Source organism: Janthinobacterium saanense (assembly GCF_014200675.1).
Classification (GTDB): Bacteria; Pseudomonadota; Gammaproteobacteria; order Burkholderiales; family Burkholderiaceae_D; genus Janthinobacterium.
This window is the reverse complement of record NZ_JACHCI010000003.1, coordinates 314,485-332,853: the sequence shown is the minus strand read 5'-3', so window position 1 is coordinate 332,853 and position 18,369 is coordinate 314,485. Positions and strand designations below refer to the sequence as shown.

Here is an 18,369-nt window from a genome sequence, read left to right as displayed (position 1 = left end):
GGGGCTTTTTTCATTTCAGCAACAAGTTTTTTCCGCGAGAATCTTGCCTATTGACTACAATGTGACTAGTTTTGTATAGTAAGCACCTATTGCGTAATTTGCAATTTCAATAGCGCTTGTGCAAGCTCCGGCAGGCAGCACCCGATTCCTCTTTTTGATGCGGATGGCAATGTCTGCTACAACCGGCGAGAAACAGCCAAGACCAGAAAAAAGACCACTCTGGCTGCTCGGCGGTGTCATGTCCATGCTGGTCGGCCTGCTGTTCTATATGGCGGCGTCGCTGTCGATCGAAAACGATGCCAACGAACTGTTCAAGAATCTGACGCGCAATACCCGTCAAAGTATCGATGCCAGGGTGAAGTCGTATAGCGATTTGCTGCGCGGTGCAGCCAGCCTGTTCAAGGCCAGCGACCATGTCAGCCGGGAAGATTTCCACCATTACGTGGCCAATATGGATTTGCAGCGCAATTTTCCTGGCGTAATGAACCTCAATTACACGCAGGAAATCAGCGCAGCGCAGCGCCCTGCTTTCGAAGCGGCAATGCGGCGCGACTATCCGGCCGGACGTGATGACTATCCCGCTTTTGCCATCGAACCCGCTGGGCAACGCGCGCACTATTCCGTGCTCGTGTATATAGAACCGATCTCCAGCGCCCCGGAAAAATATGGTTTTGACATTGCTGTACGGCCACCCGTCAGCGATGTGCTGGCGCAGTCGCGCGATTCTGGCCAGATGAGCAATTCCGGCATGCCCGTGCCGATGCCGAACCGGCCACAACTGACAGGCATGGCCCTGCGCCTGCCCATCTACCGCAACGGCATGCCGCTAGCTACCGTACAGCAGCGCCGCGCCGCCTATGATGGTTCGGTTGGCATCGGTTTCGATCTGGCGCTGATGGTGGGCAGCGTGCTCAACGACATGGCGGTGCGCAATGTGCGCCTGACCTTGTTCGACGTCGGTGCGCAAACCCGGCAACCGCTCGATGTACCGCACCAGATGCGCCCCATCTACGACAGCACGGCGGCGGGCTTGCACTCGCCCTGGTGGCAACCTGGCCAGTCCAGCAAGTATTTGAGCAGCACCATGCTGATCGATTACAACGGCCGCGTATGGCAAGCCCTGTTCAGCGTGCGCAAGAGCGACCTGTACACCAGCTTCGACGCCTACCTGCCCTGGCTGGCCCTGCTGGCCGGTTTTTGCGGCAGCATGTTGCTGTACACACTGTTCCACACCTTGTCGTCGTCGCGCCTGCGGGCGATCCAGATGGCCACCGGCATGACGCAGGAATTGCGCGCCAGCCAGTTGCGCCTGCAATCGTCGAATCAAAAATTGCGCCGGCTGGCGGCCCACGCCGACCAGATCAAGGAAGAGGAACGCAAGCGCATCGCGCGTGAAATCCACGATGACCTGGGACAGAACCTGCTGGTGCTGCGCATCGATGCCGACATGCTCGCCTCGCGCACGGCGCAGCAACACCCACGCCTGAATGCACGCGCCCGCGCCACTCTGGGCCAGATCGACGCCACCATCAAGAGCGTGCGCCAGATCATCAACGACTTGCGCCCTACCGTGCTCGACCTGGGCGTGAACGCGGCGGTCGAATGGCAGGTGGCGCAGTTTCGCCTGCGCACGGGCATCGTTTGCGACGTCATCGAAAGCCACGACGATATCTCGCTCAGCGACCAATGCGCGACCGCCCTGTTTCGTATCCTGCAAGAATCACTGAGCAATATTTCCCAGCACGCCCACGCCAGCCGGGTACAGGTGATGCTGAAGAAATGCCGCGACACCATGTCGATGACGGTCAGCGACAATGGCGTGGGTGCCGCCATCGATGGGCGCAACAAGCCGGGCTCGTTTGGCCTGGTGGGCATAGAGGAGCGCATCAAGCTGCTGGGCGGCACGTTTTACATCGAAAGCAGCCCCGGCGCCGGCATGTGCGTACATGTCAAGGTGCCGCTGGAGGCGGACGCCTCGGTCTACACCCAGCAGGATGAATCGGACATCAGCGCCTGACGCTAGCAACATGCAATGCTTGCTTATTTCGTAATTCAATGCAATATTGACGCAGAACAACCTTTCCACACTGACAGGAGTTTCCCACCAGAACAGCCTTTCTACCTCAGCTGTACAGTCTTTCCAGTCACATTTTCTTTTTTACAGAAGGATATTCATGGATACGAACGACAGTTTCAAGGCAATTGCAGAATTGAATTTGGATGCGATCAAGGTCAAACTGATGCACCGGGAATCCGGTGAAGGCTGGAGCCTGGAAAAGGCGAATGCCGTGGAATTCGAATACCGCCGCTTCCTGATCCTGATGAAGCAATTCCCGCAGGAAGAAACGGCGCCACTGATGGATGTGGACACCTTCTGGCACTACCATATTCTTGACACGCTGAAATACGCGGCCGATTGCGGGCAGGTATTCGGTTATTTCCTGCATCACTTCCCCTACATCGGCTTGCGCGGCGAAGACGACGAAGCGGCGCATCACCGCGTCGGCGAGCGCATGAAGCAGTTGTATGAACAGACATTCGGGGAAGCTTACGAGCGCACGGAAACGGCCTACTCGGGCAGGGCCGTACAAACAGCGTATTCGGGCATGGCCATCCAGGCGGCTTATTCGGGCGCAGCCGTCAAGGCAGCTTATTCGGGCGCGGCCGTCAAAACAGCGTATTCGGGCATGGCTATCCAGACCGCCTATTCGGGCATGGCAACACCGGCACAGACCGCCTACTCGGGCGCGGCGCGCACGGCATTTTCCAGCGCACCGGGCTCGCTTGCCGCAGCGGTGGTCAAATCATCATTGGCAGAGGGACAGGTCAGCAGTTTCTATGTCGACCGGCCATCCATCGCCGCCAGCCAGGAAATGTCGTCCTGACAGGGTAGCTACTGAGCGGACTCACTATCGAGCCGGCATGGATAGCGTGTGGGCTGCCGCACGCGGCAAGCCGGATAAAACCAGGCGGCACCTCTCACGTTGCCGTCTGTCTACCACGTGAGGCAGCACATTAAAGCAACGTCAACTACGCAGCCTTCAATCAGGCAGCCATCAGTTCGCGCAGTTCACGGATGCTGAAGTCGCTGATTTCGTGCATGCGGATCAGGATCGTGGCGCCGATCGGCAGGGTGTTGTGACGAATCTTGCTGATGACGGGTGGCGCCACTTCCAGTGCGCGCGACAGGGCGGCATCATTTTTCAGCTGCAGCTTGTCAATGATGGCGTCAAGAACGCGATTTGGGTTATAGGTAGGCAAAGAGGTAATTTGTTTGAGAGACATGATCAAAAATCCGAACTTGTTGTATTACTGCGAATAAAAAATGATTAAAGGACTGCTTTGCAATAAATCTTGGGGAAGATACTAAAAAACGCCATTGCTTATGCGGTTTTTAGTTTGCAGGCCATATAATACACGTTATTGTTGATTTTTGCTTAACTTAAAGCAATTTTGTGATAATTGAATAGATTTGACGCACTTTTAATGTGCTAGAGGATAACTCAAAATGGAAAAGTTTGCTGCAGGCCATCAATTTTTTCGGTGAGCAATTCCGCCATCCATCAGCCATGTAATGGTCATCAGCATGCTCAGCCGGGCCATGTCAGCGGAGAGCTGCCAGCCCTGCGCGGCCAAGGTGGCCGGCGAGACGTCAGCAAGGCTACAAGCCAGCTGCCGCCTGATTTCATAGGGCGCGGGAGGCGCCTGGCGCGCTCCTTCGCGCCGCCGCATATAGGCCCGTACCTGCTCCTTGCTGGGATGAGTCACGGAGTACATTGCATGCTCCTGTGGGCCACTATACGGAATGTTGCAGACCGATGTTACAAGCAGTAATGCGGCGCTTGCTCGCCTGCCTGCTTACATTAGCCTCACGCCGCCACGGCGCGTTTGCGCAATATCAATAGTGCGATAAGCACAAAGTCCGGCAACTGCCGGACGGAATCATGGTTTCTTTTGCTGGCGCACGCGTTGCTGCTGCTTTTCCTGTGTTTGCTGACGATTCTGCTTGCGCTCGTACAAGGTCACGGCATCCTTCTTGGCCTGCTCCGCGGTACGCATCTCGGCGTGATCGTCGTGCGGCACAAAAAATTCCGCATCCTGGGCCGACACCACCAGCTTGATGGCAGCCTCATCATCAAGGTCATACAGTTCCGTGAGGACAGTGGTGACCTCGTCCAGGTATTCTTCGTAAGTCAGGGTAGTCATGCAATCATCCTCGGTAAAATAGCGCATGGCAAGAAAGCGCAATGCCTCTTCTTGCCTGTAAAAAGTGGGGAAATAACCGGTCATTTTAACTGATGACAGGATTCCCGGCTGACAACATCGTCAGCGCATCGGACACGCGCGGGTAGCGCAGGCGCACCCTCAGCTCGCGCTTGATGCGCGTATTGTCCAGCCGGCGCGATTCTGACATGAATGACAACAACATCGGCGTCAGCATTTGCTGCAGCTGCGCGCGCGGCAACCGTGGCGGATGCGGCAAGCCGAAGGCATCGGCGACCGCATCGAAATACTCCGCCATCTTCATTTCGCTGTCATCGCTGGCGTGATAAATGCGGCCCGGCCGGGCGCGCCACAAGGCCCGCTCGATAATGCGCGCCAAATCGTCGGCGTGAATATGGTTGGTATACACATCGTCTTGCGGCGCCAAGGCTGGCGTGCCCTCGCGCAATCGTTTCAAGGGCAAGCGGTCGTCGGCGTAAATACCGGGCACGCGCAAGATGGCCAGGCTGGCGGCACGGCGCACGCCCCAGGCGCGCAAGACGGTTTCTGCATCCACGCGGCGCTGCGCACGCGCATTGCGTGGCGCAGGCGCACGCGTTTCCGCCACCTTGGCACCACCACAATCACCATACACGCCGCTGGTACTGACATATACCAGCCGCGCGTGCTCAGGTAAAATGGCGGCCAGATTACGCGTGCGCCGGTCCAGCCGCCCCGTCGGCTGGGGCGGCGCCAGATGCACGATCCACGGCGCCAGCCCGGCCAGCCGCCGCAGGCTGGCGCGGTCATCGAGGTTGGCCACGATGGGCACGGCGCCCGCCGCACGCAGTTCTGCACAGCGCGCAGGCTGGCTGGTCACGGCAAACACGCGAAAGCGCCCGGCCAGCAAGGGCAGCAGCCGCATGCCAACATCGCCGCAGCCAAGAATCAGCAGGCGTGGCAAGCCCAGCGGCTTGTGCAATGGTTCAATTAATATGTTTTTCATCTCAAGGATAGTATGACTTTTCAAGTGACTGTTCAGCCTAGCGGCCAGCAATTCAGCTGCGAAGCGGACGAAACCGTGCTGGCAGCGGCAATACGCGCCGGCGTGAGCTTGCCTTATGGCTGTAAAAATGGCGCTTGCGGTTCCTGCAAGGGCAAGGTCGTGTCCGGCAGCGTACAGCATAAGGCGCACCAGGAACGTGCATTGACGCCGGACGAAGCGGCGGCCGGCTACTCGCTGTTCTGCTGCGCCACCACCGGCGGCGACCTCGTCATCGAAGCACGCGTGGTAGCGGGCAGCAGCGATTACCCGATCAAGAAAATGCCATCGCGCGTCACCACCATCGAGAAAGTCGCCCCCGACGTGGTGGTGCTGACCCTGCAATTGCCGGCCAGCGAGCGCCTGAACTACCGCGCCGGACAGTATATCGAAATCATGTTGCGCGACAACAAGCGCCGCAGCTACAGCATGGCCAGCGCCCCCGTCGAGGGCGGCCCGGTCAGCCTGCATATCCGTCACATGCCGGGCGGCCTGTTCACCGACCAGGTGTTTGGCAGCATGAAAGAGCGCGACATCCTGCGTTTCGAAGGTCCGATGGGCACCTTCTTCCTGCGCGAAGATAGCGACAAGCCGGTGGTGCTGCTGGCGTCGGGCACGGGTTTTGCGCCCTTGAAAGCCATCGTCGAGCACATGATCAACGAGAAATCGCCGCGCCCCATCACCTTGTACTGGGGCGCGCGCCGTCCGCACGACCTGTATATGGATGCGCTGTGCCGCCAGTGGGCAGCCGACTTGCCGCAATTCAGCTACGTGCCGGTGGTGTCGAACGCGCTGGAAGAAGACCAGTGGCAAGGCCGCACGGGCTTCGTGCACCAGGCCGTAATGGCCGACCTGCCAGACATGGCTGCCTACCAGGTGTATGCCTGTGGCGCGCCGGTGGTGGTGGAATCGGCCAACCGCGATTTCGTCAGCCTGTGCAATCTGCCGGCGCAAGAGTTTTACGCGGACGCGTTTACTAGCGAGGCTGACCTGACCAAATAACACCCTCCATGCAGCGGGAAGGCGCTGCGGGCGCCGCCCGCTGCCTTCCCACACCCCGCTGCTCTCTGGAAAGTGTTCATGTCCCTCGCTTCGCCCGGCAATGGTTTCAGCGTCCTGCGTCACCGCAATTTCTCTTTCTACCTGTCTGCCCGCGTGCTGGGCACCCTGGCCGTGCAAATGCAAAGCGTGGCCATCGGCTGGCAGGTGTACCAGCTGACGGGCAGCCTGTTCGACCTGGGCTTGATCGGCCTGGCGCAATTCGCCCCCTTCCTGGTCTTGATCCTGCCGGCTGGCCACGCGGCCGACCGCTACAACCGCCGCAATATCATCGCCTGGTGTTTGACGGCGCAACTGGTTTGCGCGCTGGCGCTGCTGGCGTTTACCGCCAGCGGCATGCGCGTGGTCTGGCCCGTATTTGCCGTGCTGGTGCTGTTCGGCAGCGCACGCGCCTTCATGATGCCGGCCACGCAAGCCGTGCTGGTCAATATGGTACCCACCGAAAGCTTCAGCCGCGCCGTCGCGCTCAGCTCGTCGAGCTCGCATGTGGCCATCATCCTCGGCCCCATTCTGGGCGGCCTGCTGTATTACTTCGGCCCCAAGGTCGTGTACCTGGTGACCGCTTCGCTGCTGGTGTTATCGGTGCTGCTGATGCGCGCCACCACGCCGGCGCCGCAAGTGGTCAAACGCGCGCCCGTCAGCTGGCATACCCTGCTTGAAGGCTTGCGCTTCGTCTGGTCCAAACCCATCGTGCTGGGCGCCATCTCGCTGGACCTGTTTGCCGTGCTGTTCGGCGGCGCTACCGCCCTGCTGCCGGCGCTGGCCCACGATGTGCTGCATACCGGCCCCAGCGGCCTGGGCTTGCTGCGCACGGCGCCCGGCGTGGGCGCGGCCGTCTGTTCGATTGCGCTGGCCTTCTTCCCGATCACGCGCCGGGTGGGCGCCTGGATGTTTGGCGGCGTGGCCGTGTTTGGCCTGGGCACCCTGACCCTGGGCGCCACCAGCCATGTCGCGGTGGCCCTGGCGGCCCTGTTCCTGATGGGCGCCGGCGACATGGTCAGCGTGTATATCCGCCATCTGCTGGTGCAGTTCGAAACGCCCGACGAAATACGCGGCCGCGTCAGCGCCGTCAATTCCGTGTTTATCGGCGCTTCGAACGAGCTGGGCGAATTTGAATCGGGCCTGACGGCCGGCTGGTTTGGCCTGGTGCGCGCCGTGCTGTTCGGCGGCGCCGCCACGCTGGCCGTGACGGGGCTGTGGGCGGTGCTGTTCCCCGTGCTGTCGCGCATGGACCGCTTCCCCCATCACGCGAAAGAGGAAGCGGCGAAAGGAAGCGCAGCAAGCCAAACTTAAAGGCTAAGATGCGGTATCGCCCACCACGCCTGCTTGCCCCATGAAAATATCGTTTCCCTTGCACGGCTTCATCCGCAGCCGCCCTCATCTGAGCATGGCCATCGTCATCGGCGTGGCGGCCGGTTTGCTGCTGCCCGACGCCTGGCGCCAGATGACGCGCTTGCTGGTGGCGTGGAATATCGCGGTGTGGCTGTACCTGATCACCATGGCCTGGATGATGATGCGCGCCAGTCATCACAAGGTCAAAACCGTGGCCGCACGCCAGGATGAACGGGCGGCCATGGTCTTGTCGGCGCTGTCGGTGGCGTCCGTGATGAGCCTGGTCGCGATCGTCTCGCAACTGTCGGCCATGAAAGACATGACGCCGGACGCGCGCGCCCTGCACTATGGCCTGACCATATTGACACTGGTCGGCTCCTGGTTCCTGGTCGGCACCCTGTTCTGCTTTCACTATGCCCATTTGTATTACCAGGCCAGCCCGCAGCAGCGCCCGCTGCGTTTTCCCGAGGATGAACAAAATCCCGATTACTGGGATTTCCTGTATTTCTCGTTCACCATCGCGGTGGCCGTGCAAACCTCGGACGTCACCGTGCAGACGCGCTTGATGCGCCAGATCGTGCTGGGCCAATCGGTGCTGAGTTTTTTCTTCAACCTGGTGGTGCTGGGCCTGTCGATTAATATTGCCGCCGGCCTGATTAATGGTTGATGAATGGCTGATGAATGGTCAATTCATTATTATGAGGCTGAAAAACATTTCCACAAGGAAACTTGACCTGACTGCAGGGTTAAGCCCATCTTAATCGTGCATAGCCCCTTGAAATAGGCGAAACAGGAGTAAGATAAGTCATGCAGGAGGTCATCTGCATGAGGCAGTAGCACGCCTGTGATGGGTTTTTTTTGAATTGAAGGAGTCTCGTATGCAAATCAATATCAATACCGACAGCACCATCGCCCACACCCCTGGATTGACCGAACATGTGCAATCCGTACTTGAAAACGCACTGAGCCGCTTTCGCGACAACCTGACGCGTATCGAAGTCCACCTGAGCGACACGAATGGCCCGAAAGGCGGTGCAGACGATATCCGCTGCGTCATCGAAGCCCGCGTTGCTGGCTATCAACCTATCGCCGTCACCGAGCAAAATGCCAGCGTGCATCAATCGCTCAGCGGCGCCACCGAGAAACTCAAACGCGCCATCGATAGCGCCATGGGCCGCCTGCACGGCAGCAAACGCCATGCCAGCGGCAAAAATGCCGTGAGCGATGCACCGGAAGCGGAAGAAGCCGCCGAGTAATTCCCCGTGTTTTTATAGAGACCTGGGCAGCCGATCAAGGCTGCCTTTGCATTTGGGGTACAGTTTTTGGCAAGCCATGCCAACATTGCACTTCAAACAATTATCATCACGACAAAATGATTGTCGTATTTCACACATAATTTCACTTCTGGAAAGCCTTTTTCATTACAGTAAAGCCTGCTTTAAGCTATCATGAAGCAACCAGCTCACTGCTTGCGTGGCGCTGGCTTTTTGAAAGTGGGCTTGTGGAACAAATCGGCAACTTCAGCGCTTCAAACTGCAACATCGGCGATCTACAGCTATTTCGCGATGGGGCGGACAGCCGGACGGCTGTCATGCTGGCCCCCTGCCCCGTGATCCGCCTGGAAGCGGGCGAAGCGCTGACCGACACGCAAGGCGCCAGCCTCTACATCGTACTGCGCGGTTCGCTGGCGGTCGCCGCCGACACGCATACGGGCATGGACGACGGCACCGTCAGCAAAGTCTTGCCCGGCGAAAGCGTGGGCGAACAATCGGTGCTGGACGAAGCGAGCAACCTGGCCGCCATTTCCGCCCTGGAAGAAACTGACTTGCTGGTGATTAACGCCGGTCTCGTGTGGGAATTGATCGAACGATCGAACGGCCTGGCGCGCAATCTGCTGCGCCTGCTTTCATTCCGCATCCGCGCCGCCAACGCCTTGTTGCGCCGGCGCCAGAAGCTGGGCGAATTCTACCGCCAGCTGTCAATGGTCGACAGCCTGACCGGCTTGTACAACCGCGCCTGGCTCAACGATTTACTGCCGAACATGATCGTCACGGCGCACAGCAGCGGCGAGCCGCTGTCGCTGGTGATGATAGACCTCGACCATTTCAAGCGTTTCAACGACACCCACGGCCACCAGGCCGGCGACCAGGCGCTGCGCATCGCCGCCCAGGTGCTGGGGTCCGCCTCGCGTCCGACCGATTTTGCCGTGCGCTATGGCGGCGAAGAATTGATGGTGATCTTGCCGGACACCAGCGAGCAGGTGGCCATGCTGGTGGCGGAGCGGCTATGCGAACGCCTGCAGCACGCCGTCATCTTCAACGACATGCGCTGCCCGCTGCCGCATATCACGGGCTCCTTCGGCGTGGCCAGCCTGGCGCAAAACCAGGATGAGCACGGCTTGATCGCTGCGGCGGATACGGCCTTGTACCGCGCCAAGGCAGCCGGCCGCAATACCGTTTCCCTGTAAATCAGGCAGCCTTGGTATCCGGTTTATCTGACGCTGCCGGCGCATCAGCCTTCTTGCTGCTGTGCGCGGCCTGGAAATCGGCGTAGCCCTTTTGCACCAGCGCATAGGTCTTGTCGATATTGCTGGCGATGTCACCACCCAGCACTTTCAAGCCACCGAGGATGTCGCGCGCTTCCTTGAAACCTTTTTCCATGCCGCCACTGATGGTATCCATGAACTTTTGCAAGGTGGCATCGTCGTCATCGCCGGGATGCTGTTTCTTGTAGGCTTCAAAGAAACCGGTCGACAAGGATACAATGCGGCTCGCCGTTGCCTCGGGACTATTGTCTTGCGACGCCGCGTTTTGCACCGCGTCATCGCCATACTGGCCCTTCAAGGCTTCATTGATGCTGGTGATGGCTGATTTGTAGACCAGCGCCAGCGGATCGTTCTGCGAACCGATGGAGACATTGAGCGAGGCCTGCATGATGGACGCGTTCAGTTGCAGGCGCGACTTGTCGTTGACGCTCATCTCGGTGCTGCTGCCATCTTTTTGGCGGACCTTGCTGTCGTCGGTATTGACGGAATTCAGGGAACTGCTGGAATTAGCGCCTGCGGCGATGGGAATTGACACGATAGGCCTCCTTGAACGGACAATATATGACACCATGCGAGAATGATCTTCCCGCTCTCATATATTATCGGCAAGTATTCAAAAAACTATAGCCACGACTTTTTTTAGCGACCAACAACGCCACCACCATCAATGACTATCCAGACTTTTCTTTGGCACGATTACGAAACCTTTGGCGTACAGCCGCGCCGCGACCGCCCGGCCCAGTTCGCGGCCATCCGCACCGATGCCGAGCTGAATGAAATCGGCGAACCCATCATGCTGTATTGCCAGCCTGCCAATGATTTCCTGCCAGATCCGCAATCGTGTCTGATCACCGGCATTACGCCACAGCAATGCCTGCAGCAAGGCGTGCCCGAGCATGCATTCGCGACCGTGATCGAAGCGGCCTTTTCCGAGCCTGGCACCATCGGCGTGGGCTACAACACCATCCGTTTCGACGATGAAGTCACGCGTTTCTTGCTTTGGCGCAACCTGCACGACCCGTATGCGCGCGAATGGAAAAATCATTGCGGCCGCTGGGACTTGCTCGACGTGGTGCGCATGACGCACGCGCTGCGCCCGGACGGCATGCAATGGCCCAAGCGCGACGATGGCCAGACCAGTTTCCGCTTGGAACACTTAAGCAAGGCCAATGGCTTGCTGCACGAAGCGGCGCATGATGCGCTGTCCGACGTGCGCGCCACCATCGCCCTGGCCCGTTTGATCAAGCAGACGCAGCCGAAACTGTTCGAATTCTGCCTGGCGCTGCACAAGAAAGACAAGGTCGCCAGCGAAATGGGCATGCACCTGGACGCCGCCCAGCGCCAGCCTTTCCTGCATGTCTCGGGCATGTTCCCGGCCGAGAGCGGCTGCCTGGGCCTGGTCTGGCCGCTGGCCACGCATCCAAGCAACAAGAATGAAGTACTGGTCTGGGATTGCCAGTACGATCCGCGCGAACTGGCCACCCTGGACGCCGACACCATCCGCACACGTTTGTTTACCCGTGCTGACGCCATGCCGGAAGGGCTGACCCGCCTGCCCGTGAAAAGCGTGCACCTGAATAAGTCGCCCATGCTGGTAGGCAATTTGAAAACCCTGTCGCCCGCCATGGCCGAGCGCTGGGGCATCGATGTCGAGACAGCGCTGGCCAACGCCAGCCATGCCGCCAGCTTACCCGATATGTCGGCCACCTGGGCCGCCGTCTTCCAGCGCCCCGGCAGCGATGGCGCGGTCGACGTGGATGAAGACCTGTATGGCGGTTTTGTCAGCAATGACGACCGCCGCCTGCTCGACTCGCTGCGCCGCAAGACGCCGGCCGAACTGGCCGCCGCGCGCCCTTCGTTTGCCGACGAACGCCTGCAGGAATTGCTGTTCCGCTACCGCGCACGCAATTTCCCACAGACATTAAGCGAAGCGGAAAGCCTGCGCTGGGAACAGCACCGCGCCGCCCGTTTGTTCGACGGCGAGGCCGGCGCCCGCACCATCGAAATGCTGTTCACGGAAATCGATACCTTGTCGGAATCGGTCGATGAACGGGGAGAAGAGATACTGGGCGAGCTGTATGACTATGTAGAGATGGTCGCGCCGCTACGCGATTAAATGAAAAATGCCGGGTCAGTTAATGAGCCCGGCATTTTTCATATTGCGTGAAACTTAAACGCTTCTGTGCGCGTTGATCGCATCGCGCGTGTCGATCGCCACGCGGCGGGCTGCATCGGCAAAATCTTCGCCGTCTTGCGGCTGGGCATAAATGATGGCGCGCGAAGAACTGATCATCATGCCCATGCCGCCCGCCGTCTGGCCTGCGCCTACCGTGGCGGCAATGTCGCCACCCTGGGCGCCGATGCCAGGCACCAGCAGCGGCATGTCGCCGACGATGGCGCGCACTTGCGCCAATTCTTCAGGGAACGTTGCGCCCACCACCAGTGCGCACTGGCCGTTCTTGTTCCACTTGCCTGCCACCAGACGCGCCACGCGCTGGTACAGCGGTTCGCCATCGATTTGCAGGAATTGCAGGTCCGAGCCGCCTGGATTGGAAGTACGGCACAGGATGATCACGCCGCGGTCGGCCCACGCCAGGTAAGGGTCGAGCGAATCTTCACCCATATACGGGTTCACGGTAACGGCGTCGGCGCCATAACGCTCGAACGCTTCGCGTGCGTATTGGGTGGCGGTGGCGCCGATGTCGCCGCGCTTGGCATCGAGGATCAGCGGAATATGCGGGTAATTTTCGCGCAGGTAGCGGCAAATGTCTTCCAGCTGCTTTTCTGCGCCCAGCGCGCCAAAATAGGCGATCTGCGGCTTGAAGGCGCACACCAGGTCAGCCGTGGCGTCGATGATGCGGGTGCAAAAGGTGGTGATACCATCGGGTGCATCGCGCAGTTCCGCCGGCAATTTCGCCAGGTCAGGGTCCAGGCCCACGCACAGCAGGGAATTATTGGCCGTCCACGCGGCGGATAATTTATTGATGAAATTCACGGCACACCTTCTCTATATTCAGTTGCAAACCCCGTATTGTAACGCGGCCGGGCCACTCCACGACAGCCGCCATGGCGCATGGGCGGCCGCGCTCGCTTATTAAACCAACCCCTGTTGCCGTTTCAGGTATATTTATCGTACCCCCTCACTACGCACGGAACCCATCATGCAAATCACCAATCAATTCACCAAATGGATGCGCCTGGCCTTGAGCGTCACCGTGCTGGCCGGTATCTTGACGGGCTGCGGCTACAACGATTTCCAAAGCAAGGATGAGGCGACCAAGGCGGCCTGGGGCGAAGTGGTCAACCAGTACCAGCGCCGCTCCGACCTGATCCCCAACCTGGTCAACACGGTGAAAGGCTATGCCACCCACGAGCGCGAAACGCTGGAAGCGGTGACCAAGGCGCGCGCCGCCGCCACCAGTTTCCAGATCACGCCGGAAGTGCTGAACGACCCGAATGCCTTCGCCAAATTCCAGCAAGTACAAGGCCAGCTGTCGTCTGCGCTGTCGCGCCTGATGGTGGTGTCCGAGAAATATCCTGACTTGAAGGCCGACACCAGTTTCCGCGACTTGCAGTCGCAACTGGAAGGCACGGAAAACCGCATCACCGTGGCGCGCCAGCGTTATATTGCTGCCGTGCAGGATTACAATGTGCACGCGCGCAGCTTCCCGAACAACCTGACGGCCATGATCTTCGGCTACAAGGTCAAGCCATCGTTCACGGTCGACAATGAAAAGGCCATCTCGACGGCGCCTACCGTCGATTTCGGCAAGTAATCATGAACGCCCGGGCCTATCTGGCGGCGCTGTGCGGGGCGCTGCTCTTCTGGCTGGCGCTGCCGGCCAGCGCACAGCTGGTGGCCGTGCCGCCGCTGACCGCCCGCGTCACCGACCAGGCCGGCATGCTCGATGACAAGCAAAAAGCGGCGCTGGAAGCGGTGCTGGGCGACTACGAAGCCAAGACGGGCAGCCAGATCGCCGTGCTGCTGGTCAAGAGCACGGCGCCGGAAGCCATCGAGCAATACAGCATCCGCGTGACGGACGCCTGGAAGCTGGGCCGCAAAGGCGTCGATGACGGCGTGCTGCTGATGGTGGCGAAAGACAATCCATCGGCGCTACGGCGTTTGCGCATCGAGGCGGGGCGTGGCGTGCAAGGCGTGCTGACCGATGCCCAATCGAAACGCATACTGCAAGACGTGATAGCGCCCCATTTCAAACAGGACGATTATTACGGTGGCCTGGTGGCGGGCGTGGGCGCCATCTCTACCCTGCTGAACCAGGAACAATTGCCTGCAGTGGCCCAGAAACAGGCGCCGGCCGCCGTGCAGACGGGCGCCAGCTTCTGGCTGCCGCTGCTATTCTTTGGCTTCCTGATCGCCCTGATCGTGTACCGCTCGCGTGGCGGGCCGAACCGCTTGCAGCGCGGCAGCAACTGGTCCAGCGGAGCGACCGGCGTGGTGCTGGGCAGCATACTCAGCCAGGCGCTGAATAACCGCAGCGGCGGCGGCTTTACGGGCGGCGGCGGTTTCGGCGGCGATGGAGGCGGTGGCGGCGGTGGCGGCGGTGGTGGTTTTGGCGGCGGTGGCGGCGGCAGTTTTGACGGCGGCGGCGCCTCGGGAGACTGGTAATGATGCATCATCACGGCACGAAACACCTAACGTTCGGGCAACGTTGCGGACGTACCTTGAAACACTTGCGCAGCACGCCTGCGGCGGCGCGCAAGGCCTTTCCCGAAACCACGCTGAAAGCCATCGAACACAGTATTGCCGATGGCGAAAAAGTCCATAACGCAGAAATCCGGTTGATCGTCGAAGCAGCCCTGACGCCAGGCATGGCCTATTCCGGGATCAGCAACCGTCAACGGGCGCGCGAACTGTTCGCCCAGTATGGCGTGTGGGATACGGAAGACAATTGCGGCGTGCTGATCTACATCAACCTGGCCTCGCACCAGGTCGATATCGTGGCCGACCGCAATGTGGGCCGCCGTGTCAGCCCGGAAGAATGGCAAGCCGTGTGCCGCACCATGACCACGGGCTTTGCCAGCGGCAACTTCCACGACAGCACGCTGCAAGCGCTGCAGCAACTCAATACCTTGCTGCAAAGTCATTTCCCCTCCACCGGCCCGCGCAGCAATCAGTTGCCGAACGAAGCGATCCTTTTATAAGGCGTGCGCAGGGATTAAAATCTGTGTTTGCCGCGCGAGATACGCGTCTTGCTTGCGCGGCGCCACCACACGCAGAGGAAACACCATGAAATTACAAGGCAAAACCGCCATCGTCACGGGCGCCACGCAGGGCATCGGCCTGGCGTGCGCCAGCCGTTTGATCGCCGAAGGCGCGCAAGTGATGCTGGTCGACATCAAGGAAGAAGGCGCGCAAGCGGCCGCCGCGCTGGGCCCGCAAGCACACTTCTTTTGCGCCGACGTCAGCCAGAAAGCCGATGTCGATGCAATGCTGAAAGAAACCCTGGCCCGCTTCGGCCAGATCGACATCCTGGTCAACAACGCGGGCGTGACCCATGCAGCCGACTTCCTCGACGTCTGTGAAGACGATTTCGACCGCGTGATGCGCATCAACCTGAAATCGATGTTTTTGTGCGGCCAGGCCGTGGCGCGCGAAATGGTCAAGCGCAACACTGGCTGTATTATCAATATGTCCAGCGTGAATGCCGAACTGGCGATCCCGAACCAGGTGCCTTACGTGGTGTCGAAAGGCGCCATCAACCAGCTGACCAAGGTCATGTCGCTGAACCTGGCCTCGTACGGCGTGCGCGTGAACGGCATCGGCCCCGGCACCATCCTGACGGAACTGGCCAAGCAAGCTGTATTGTCCAGCCCGCAAGCACGCCACACCATCCTGTCGCGCACCCCGCTGGGCCGCTGCGGCGAGCCGGAAGAAGTGGCCGGCATCGCCGCTTTCCTGGCCAGCGACGACGCCAGCTATATGACGGGACAAACCATCTATGTCGATGGCGGGCGCATGGCCTTGAACTATACAGTTGCCGTCAAGGAATAAATTCCGGTAGGCACGTAAGACCAAGTTATATCAAAAAACGATAATCGATATCTGAAAATACCATTAGACACATATAGTGCGACGCAGCATAATGCACCTGTCTCCACTATTCTCCTCCAAGAAAATAGTTTTAAGCCCGCTTTCACCAGCGGGCTTTTTTTTATCCGGCGTCTGTGCACGCATCCGCTACCGCCGCCCTTTTCGCTGGCGCCAGCATCAAAAAACTTTCTTTAAAAAATGTTGCGGCGTGTCATGGGCCGGTCATTTTCCCTCCCTATACTAGCTTCATCTGCTGTACACGCAACCGATATGCGCGACGACAGACAGGTGTGCCCCCGTGGTACACCACACCCTCTTCATGACTGTGGCGCAGGCAGCCTTCCTTGCTGCGACATGGTTGGTACAGCTCAACTCTTGAACCCGTTTGGGTTTTTGGCCCGCTCAGCAGCGGGCCTTTTTTTGTCCGTACACAAAGTCTTGCGCAAGTATCATCTCTTGCCGCCTTGCCCATGCTATGGTTGCCCTTTTCACTACCCTGTAACTCCATGCTAGCGATGCTGACACGATACTGTTTTTCCGAGCAATACCAAGGCTGGCGCTACCGCACGGCACTGATACTGTATGCGCTGGTCATCCTGATCGGCGATATTCCTGGCGCGCGCGCCGATATCGGGCAATATGCCTCGGGCGTGGTCTTGCATTCCATCGGCTACGGCGTGCTGGCCCTGATTTTGTTCAGCGGCACGGCAGGCAGCATGCTGCGCCGCGCCGTGCACGCCATGCTGATGGTGGCGGCCATGGGAGCGCTGGACGAATTCATCCAGAGCTTCCTGCCTTACCGCCACGGCGCCGTCTCGGACTGGCTGGTCGACATCACGGCGGCGGCCATCGTCGTCCTGCCCCTAACTTTCCTGTGGCCAAAAATAGTGGCCGCCGCACTGGGCCCTATCGCAGCCCGCGAAAAAAACTAAAGCCTCACCAGGCCAGGCGCAGCTCAGGCCTGGCCTGCATGACTATCCGCCAATTCCAGCGGCAACTGCCCCTGCTCGCCATGCCCCGGCGTAGCGATGCGCCGCAGCAAGGCGCGCATTTCGCGGCGGCTGCCTGCCCCGACGGCACGCGCCGTATCGCGCTGAATCTCCAGCAACTGTTCCGACCGTGCCAGACGCACCAGCCCATGCAAGGCTTGCTCCAGCACATGCCGCGTGCGGGCGTCTTGCCCGGCACCACGTACACTCAACACCAATTCATCGATCAGCTTTGCGGTAGGGCCTGAGGACATTTTTTCTCCTGAAGTGAACAGCGAAGAAACGTGCAAGCGCACGTAATGTTTATTGCAAGCATCTATTTATACCAAGCGTGACACCTCACCATTTGATATGGCGCAAGCTGCCATGACAGGCGCTGAACATTCATCGCGTCGACTACTCTTACTTGTACTAGCCACGGCGGCGTCCAGGATGCAATATGCAATATGCAATACGCAATATCAGGATCTGCCATCTGCCATCGCCTCGCGGTTATCGCCCCCTATCTTTAGCAAAGGAGACCAAGATGATATCTAAAAACACCCTGTTGTTGCCTGGCTTGCTATGTGCGTTCTTGTGTACCGTATTGGCTGCCTGCCATTCCACCGATAGCAACAGCCTGACGCGCAGCAGTGGCGGCGATGCTTACAACGCCACCGCTGGCACCAGCACGCCAGGCAGCATGCCCGGCAGCAGTACCAGCAGCAGCAACACCGGCAGCACCTCCACGGCCAGCGACATGAGCACCGGCAGTGACGCCAGCCAGTCCGGCATGAACATCAGCTCGGCGAGCGTGCAATCGATAGAAACCGTGCCACGCAGCATGGATCAAGGCAGCGGCGACATGCAGACAGGAACCTCGGGAACGGGTGGCACCGGCGGCGCGGCGGCGAACAATATGCTCTACCGCGTGACCTTGCGGCTGGACGATGGCTCGACCCGTACCTTCCTGCAAAATAACCAGCCAGGCTTCCAGATCGGCGACCGGGTCAGCGTGCAAAAGGGCGTGATACAGCGCCAATAACGCTACTAGCTGCTAATATCGCCAGCATCAGCCCGGCACCATGGTCAATGGCCGTCGTCGTCCCTGTATCAGGGGCGACGGCCAGTCAGGCACAAACTTGAAGAAACGCCATGGCGTGGCAAG

The 18,369-nt window shown here is 59.6% G+C and carries 21 protein-coding genes; 14 read left to right on the top strand and 7 right to left on the bottom strand.

Going from position 1 to position 18,369, the window contains the following annotated elements; translation table 11 throughout:
* The first annotated feature begins 238 nt into the window (after positions 1-238).
* Complete coding sequence (locus HDE72_RS06520) at positions 239-2,017, top strand: CHASE domain-containing protein (RefSeq protein WP_260176545.1); 1,779 nt, start codon at positions 239-241, stop codon at positions 2,015-2,017.
* Between the two features lie 157 nt (positions 2,018-2,174).
* Positions 2,175-2,885: a glycine-rich domain-containing protein gene (locus HDE72_RS06515; RefSeq protein ID WP_183738111.1), complete on the top strand. Its 711-nt coding sequence runs from the start codon at positions 2,175-2,177 to the stop codon at positions 2,883-2,885.
* Between the two features lie 160 nt (positions 2,886-3,045).
* Here HDE72_RS06515 and HDE72_RS06510 read toward each other — a convergent pair whose 3' ends face one another.
* The 4 genes from HDE72_RS06510 to HDE72_RS06495 all read right to left on the bottom strand — a co-directional run bounded on the left by HDE72_RS06510 (position 3,046) and on the right by HDE72_RS06495 (position 5,209).
* Complete coding sequence (locus tag HDE72_RS06510) at positions 3,046-3,285, bottom strand: hypothetical protein (RefSeq protein WP_029496207.1); 240 nt, start codon at positions 3,283-3,285, stop codon at positions 3,046-3,048.
* A gap of 246 nt (positions 3,286-3,531) precedes the next feature.
* Positions 3,532-3,777 carry a hypothetical protein gene (locus HDE72_RS06505; RefSeq protein WP_183738109.1) on the bottom strand — a complete coding sequence of 82 codons (246 nt, stop codon included), beginning with the start codon at positions 3,775-3,777 and terminating at the stop codon, positions 3,532-3,534.
* Positions 3,778-3,942: 165 nt separating this feature from the next.
* Complete coding sequence (locus HDE72_RS06500; RefSeq protein WP_183738107.1) at positions 3,943-4,206, bottom strand: hypothetical protein; 264 nt, start codon at positions 4,204-4,206, stop codon at positions 3,943-3,945.
* 85 nt (positions 4,207-4,291) lie between these two features.
* Complete coding sequence (locus HDE72_RS06495; RefSeq protein WP_183738105.1) at positions 4,292-5,209, bottom strand: SDR family oxidoreductase; 918 nt, start codon at positions 5,207-5,209, stop codon at positions 4,292-4,294.
* 12 nt (positions 5,210-5,221) lie between these two features.
* On the opposite strand from HDE72_RS06495, the gene HDE72_RS06490 reads away from it, so the two are divergent.
* The 5 genes from HDE72_RS06490 to HDE72_RS06470 all read left to right on the top strand — a co-directional run bounded on the left by HDE72_RS06490 (position 5,222) and on the right by HDE72_RS06470 (position 10,103).
* A complete protein-coding gene (locus HDE72_RS06490; RefSeq protein ID WP_183738103.1) occupies positions 5,222-6,247 on the top strand; it encodes a CDP-6-deoxy-delta-3,4-glucoseen reductase in 1,026 nt (341 codons plus the stop codon).
* Between the two features lie 78 nt (positions 6,248-6,325).
* Positions 6,326-7,597: an MFS transporter gene (locus HDE72_RS06485; protein WP_183738101.1), complete on the top strand. Its 1,272-nt coding sequence runs from the start codon at positions 6,326-6,328 to the stop codon at positions 7,595-7,597.
* Between the two features lie 40 nt (positions 7,598-7,637).
* The gene (locus HDE72_RS06480) at positions 7,638-8,303 is read left to right on the top strand and encodes a DUF1345 domain-containing protein (RefSeq protein WP_183738099.1); all 666 of its coding nucleotides are present in this window, start codon (positions 7,638-7,640) and stop codon (positions 8,301-8,303) included.
* Between the two features lie 211 nt (positions 8,304-8,514).
* A complete protein-coding gene (locus HDE72_RS06475) occupies positions 8,515-8,892 on the top strand; it encodes an HPF/RaiA family ribosome-associated protein (RefSeq protein ID WP_183738097.1) in 378 nt (125 codons plus the stop codon).
* Between the two features lie 245 nt (positions 8,893-9,137).
* Positions 9,138-10,103: a GGDEF domain-containing protein gene (locus HDE72_RS06470; RefSeq protein ID WP_183738095.1), complete on the top strand. Its 966-nt coding sequence runs from the start codon at positions 9,138-9,140 to the stop codon at positions 10,101-10,103.
* Between the two features lies 1 nt (position 10,104).
* On the opposite strand, the gene HDE72_RS06465 is transcribed toward HDE72_RS06470, so the two are convergent.
* Complete coding sequence (locus HDE72_RS06465) at positions 10,105-10,716, bottom strand: DUF5610 domain-containing protein (RefSeq protein ID WP_311735203.1); 612 nt, start codon at positions 10,714-10,716, stop codon at positions 10,105-10,107.
* Positions 10,717-10,848: 132 nt separating this feature from the next.
* Here HDE72_RS06465 and sbcB point away from each other — a divergent pair, with 132 nt between their 5' ends.
* Positions 10,849-12,297 carry an exodeoxyribonuclease I gene (gene sbcB, locus HDE72_RS06460; protein WP_183738091.1) on the top strand — a complete coding sequence of 483 codons (1,449 nt, stop codon included), beginning with the start codon at positions 10,849-10,851 and terminating at the stop codon, positions 12,295-12,297.
* Between the two features lie 54 nt (positions 12,298-12,351).
* Here the strand turns inward: sbcB and pyrF are convergent, their stop codons facing one another.
* Positions 12,352-13,176: an orotidine-5'-phosphate decarboxylase gene (gene pyrF, locus HDE72_RS06455; protein WP_183738089.1), complete on the bottom strand. Its 825-nt coding sequence runs from the start codon at positions 13,174-13,176 to the stop codon at positions 12,352-12,354.
* Between the two features lie 196 nt (positions 13,177-13,372).
* Between pyrF and HDE72_RS06450 the strand changes: the two genes are divergently transcribed.
* The 5 genes from HDE72_RS06450 to HDE72_RS06430 all read left to right on the top strand — a co-directional run bounded on the left by HDE72_RS06450 (position 13,373) and on the right by HDE72_RS06430 (position 17,165).
* Positions 13,373-13,957, top strand: a complete 585-nt coding sequence (locus tag HDE72_RS06450) for a LemA family protein (RefSeq protein ID WP_183738338.1) — start codon at positions 13,373-13,375, stop codon at positions 13,955-13,957.
* A gap of 2 nt (positions 13,958-13,959) precedes the next feature.
* Positions 13,960-14,808: a TPM domain-containing protein gene (locus HDE72_RS06445; protein WP_183738087.1), complete on the top strand. Its 849-nt coding sequence runs from the start codon at positions 13,960-13,962 to the stop codon at positions 14,806-14,808.
* The gene (locus HDE72_RS06440; RefSeq protein ID WP_260176542.1) at positions 14,808-15,344 is read left to right on the top strand and encodes a TPM domain-containing protein; all 537 of its coding nucleotides are present in this window, start codon (positions 14,808-14,810) and stop codon (positions 15,342-15,344) included. Before HDE72_RS06445 ends, HDE72_RS06440 begins: the two co-directional genes overlap by 1 nt.
* Before the next feature lie 85 nt (positions 15,345-15,429).
* On the top strand, positions 15,430-16,194 hold the full coding sequence (locus tag HDE72_RS06435) for an SDR family NAD(P)-dependent oxidoreductase (RefSeq protein WP_183738085.1): 765 nt from the start codon (positions 15,430-15,432) through the stop codon (positions 16,192-16,194).
* A 554-nt stretch (positions 16,195-16,748) separates the two neighbouring features.
* Positions 16,749-17,165: a VanZ family protein gene (locus tag HDE72_RS06430; protein WP_260176541.1), complete on the top strand. Its 417-nt coding sequence runs from the start codon at positions 16,749-16,751 to the stop codon at positions 17,163-17,165.
* A 23-nt stretch (positions 17,166-17,188) separates the two neighbouring features.
* Here HDE72_RS06430 and HDE72_RS06425 read toward each other — a convergent pair whose 3' ends face one another.
* Positions 17,189-17,476, bottom strand: coding sequence for a hypothetical protein (locus HDE72_RS06425; protein WP_183738083.1), 288 nt, complete (start codon positions 17,474-17,476; stop codon positions 17,189-17,191).
* A gap of 272 nt (positions 17,477-17,748) precedes the next feature.
* Between HDE72_RS06425 and HDE72_RS06420 the strand changes: the two genes are divergently transcribed.
* Positions 17,749-18,246 (top strand): hypothetical protein, encoded by a 498-nt coding sequence (locus HDE72_RS06420; protein WP_183738081.1) that lies wholly within the window; start codon positions 17,749-17,751, stop codon positions 18,244-18,246.
* Positions 18,247-18,369 lie beyond the last annotated feature (123 nt).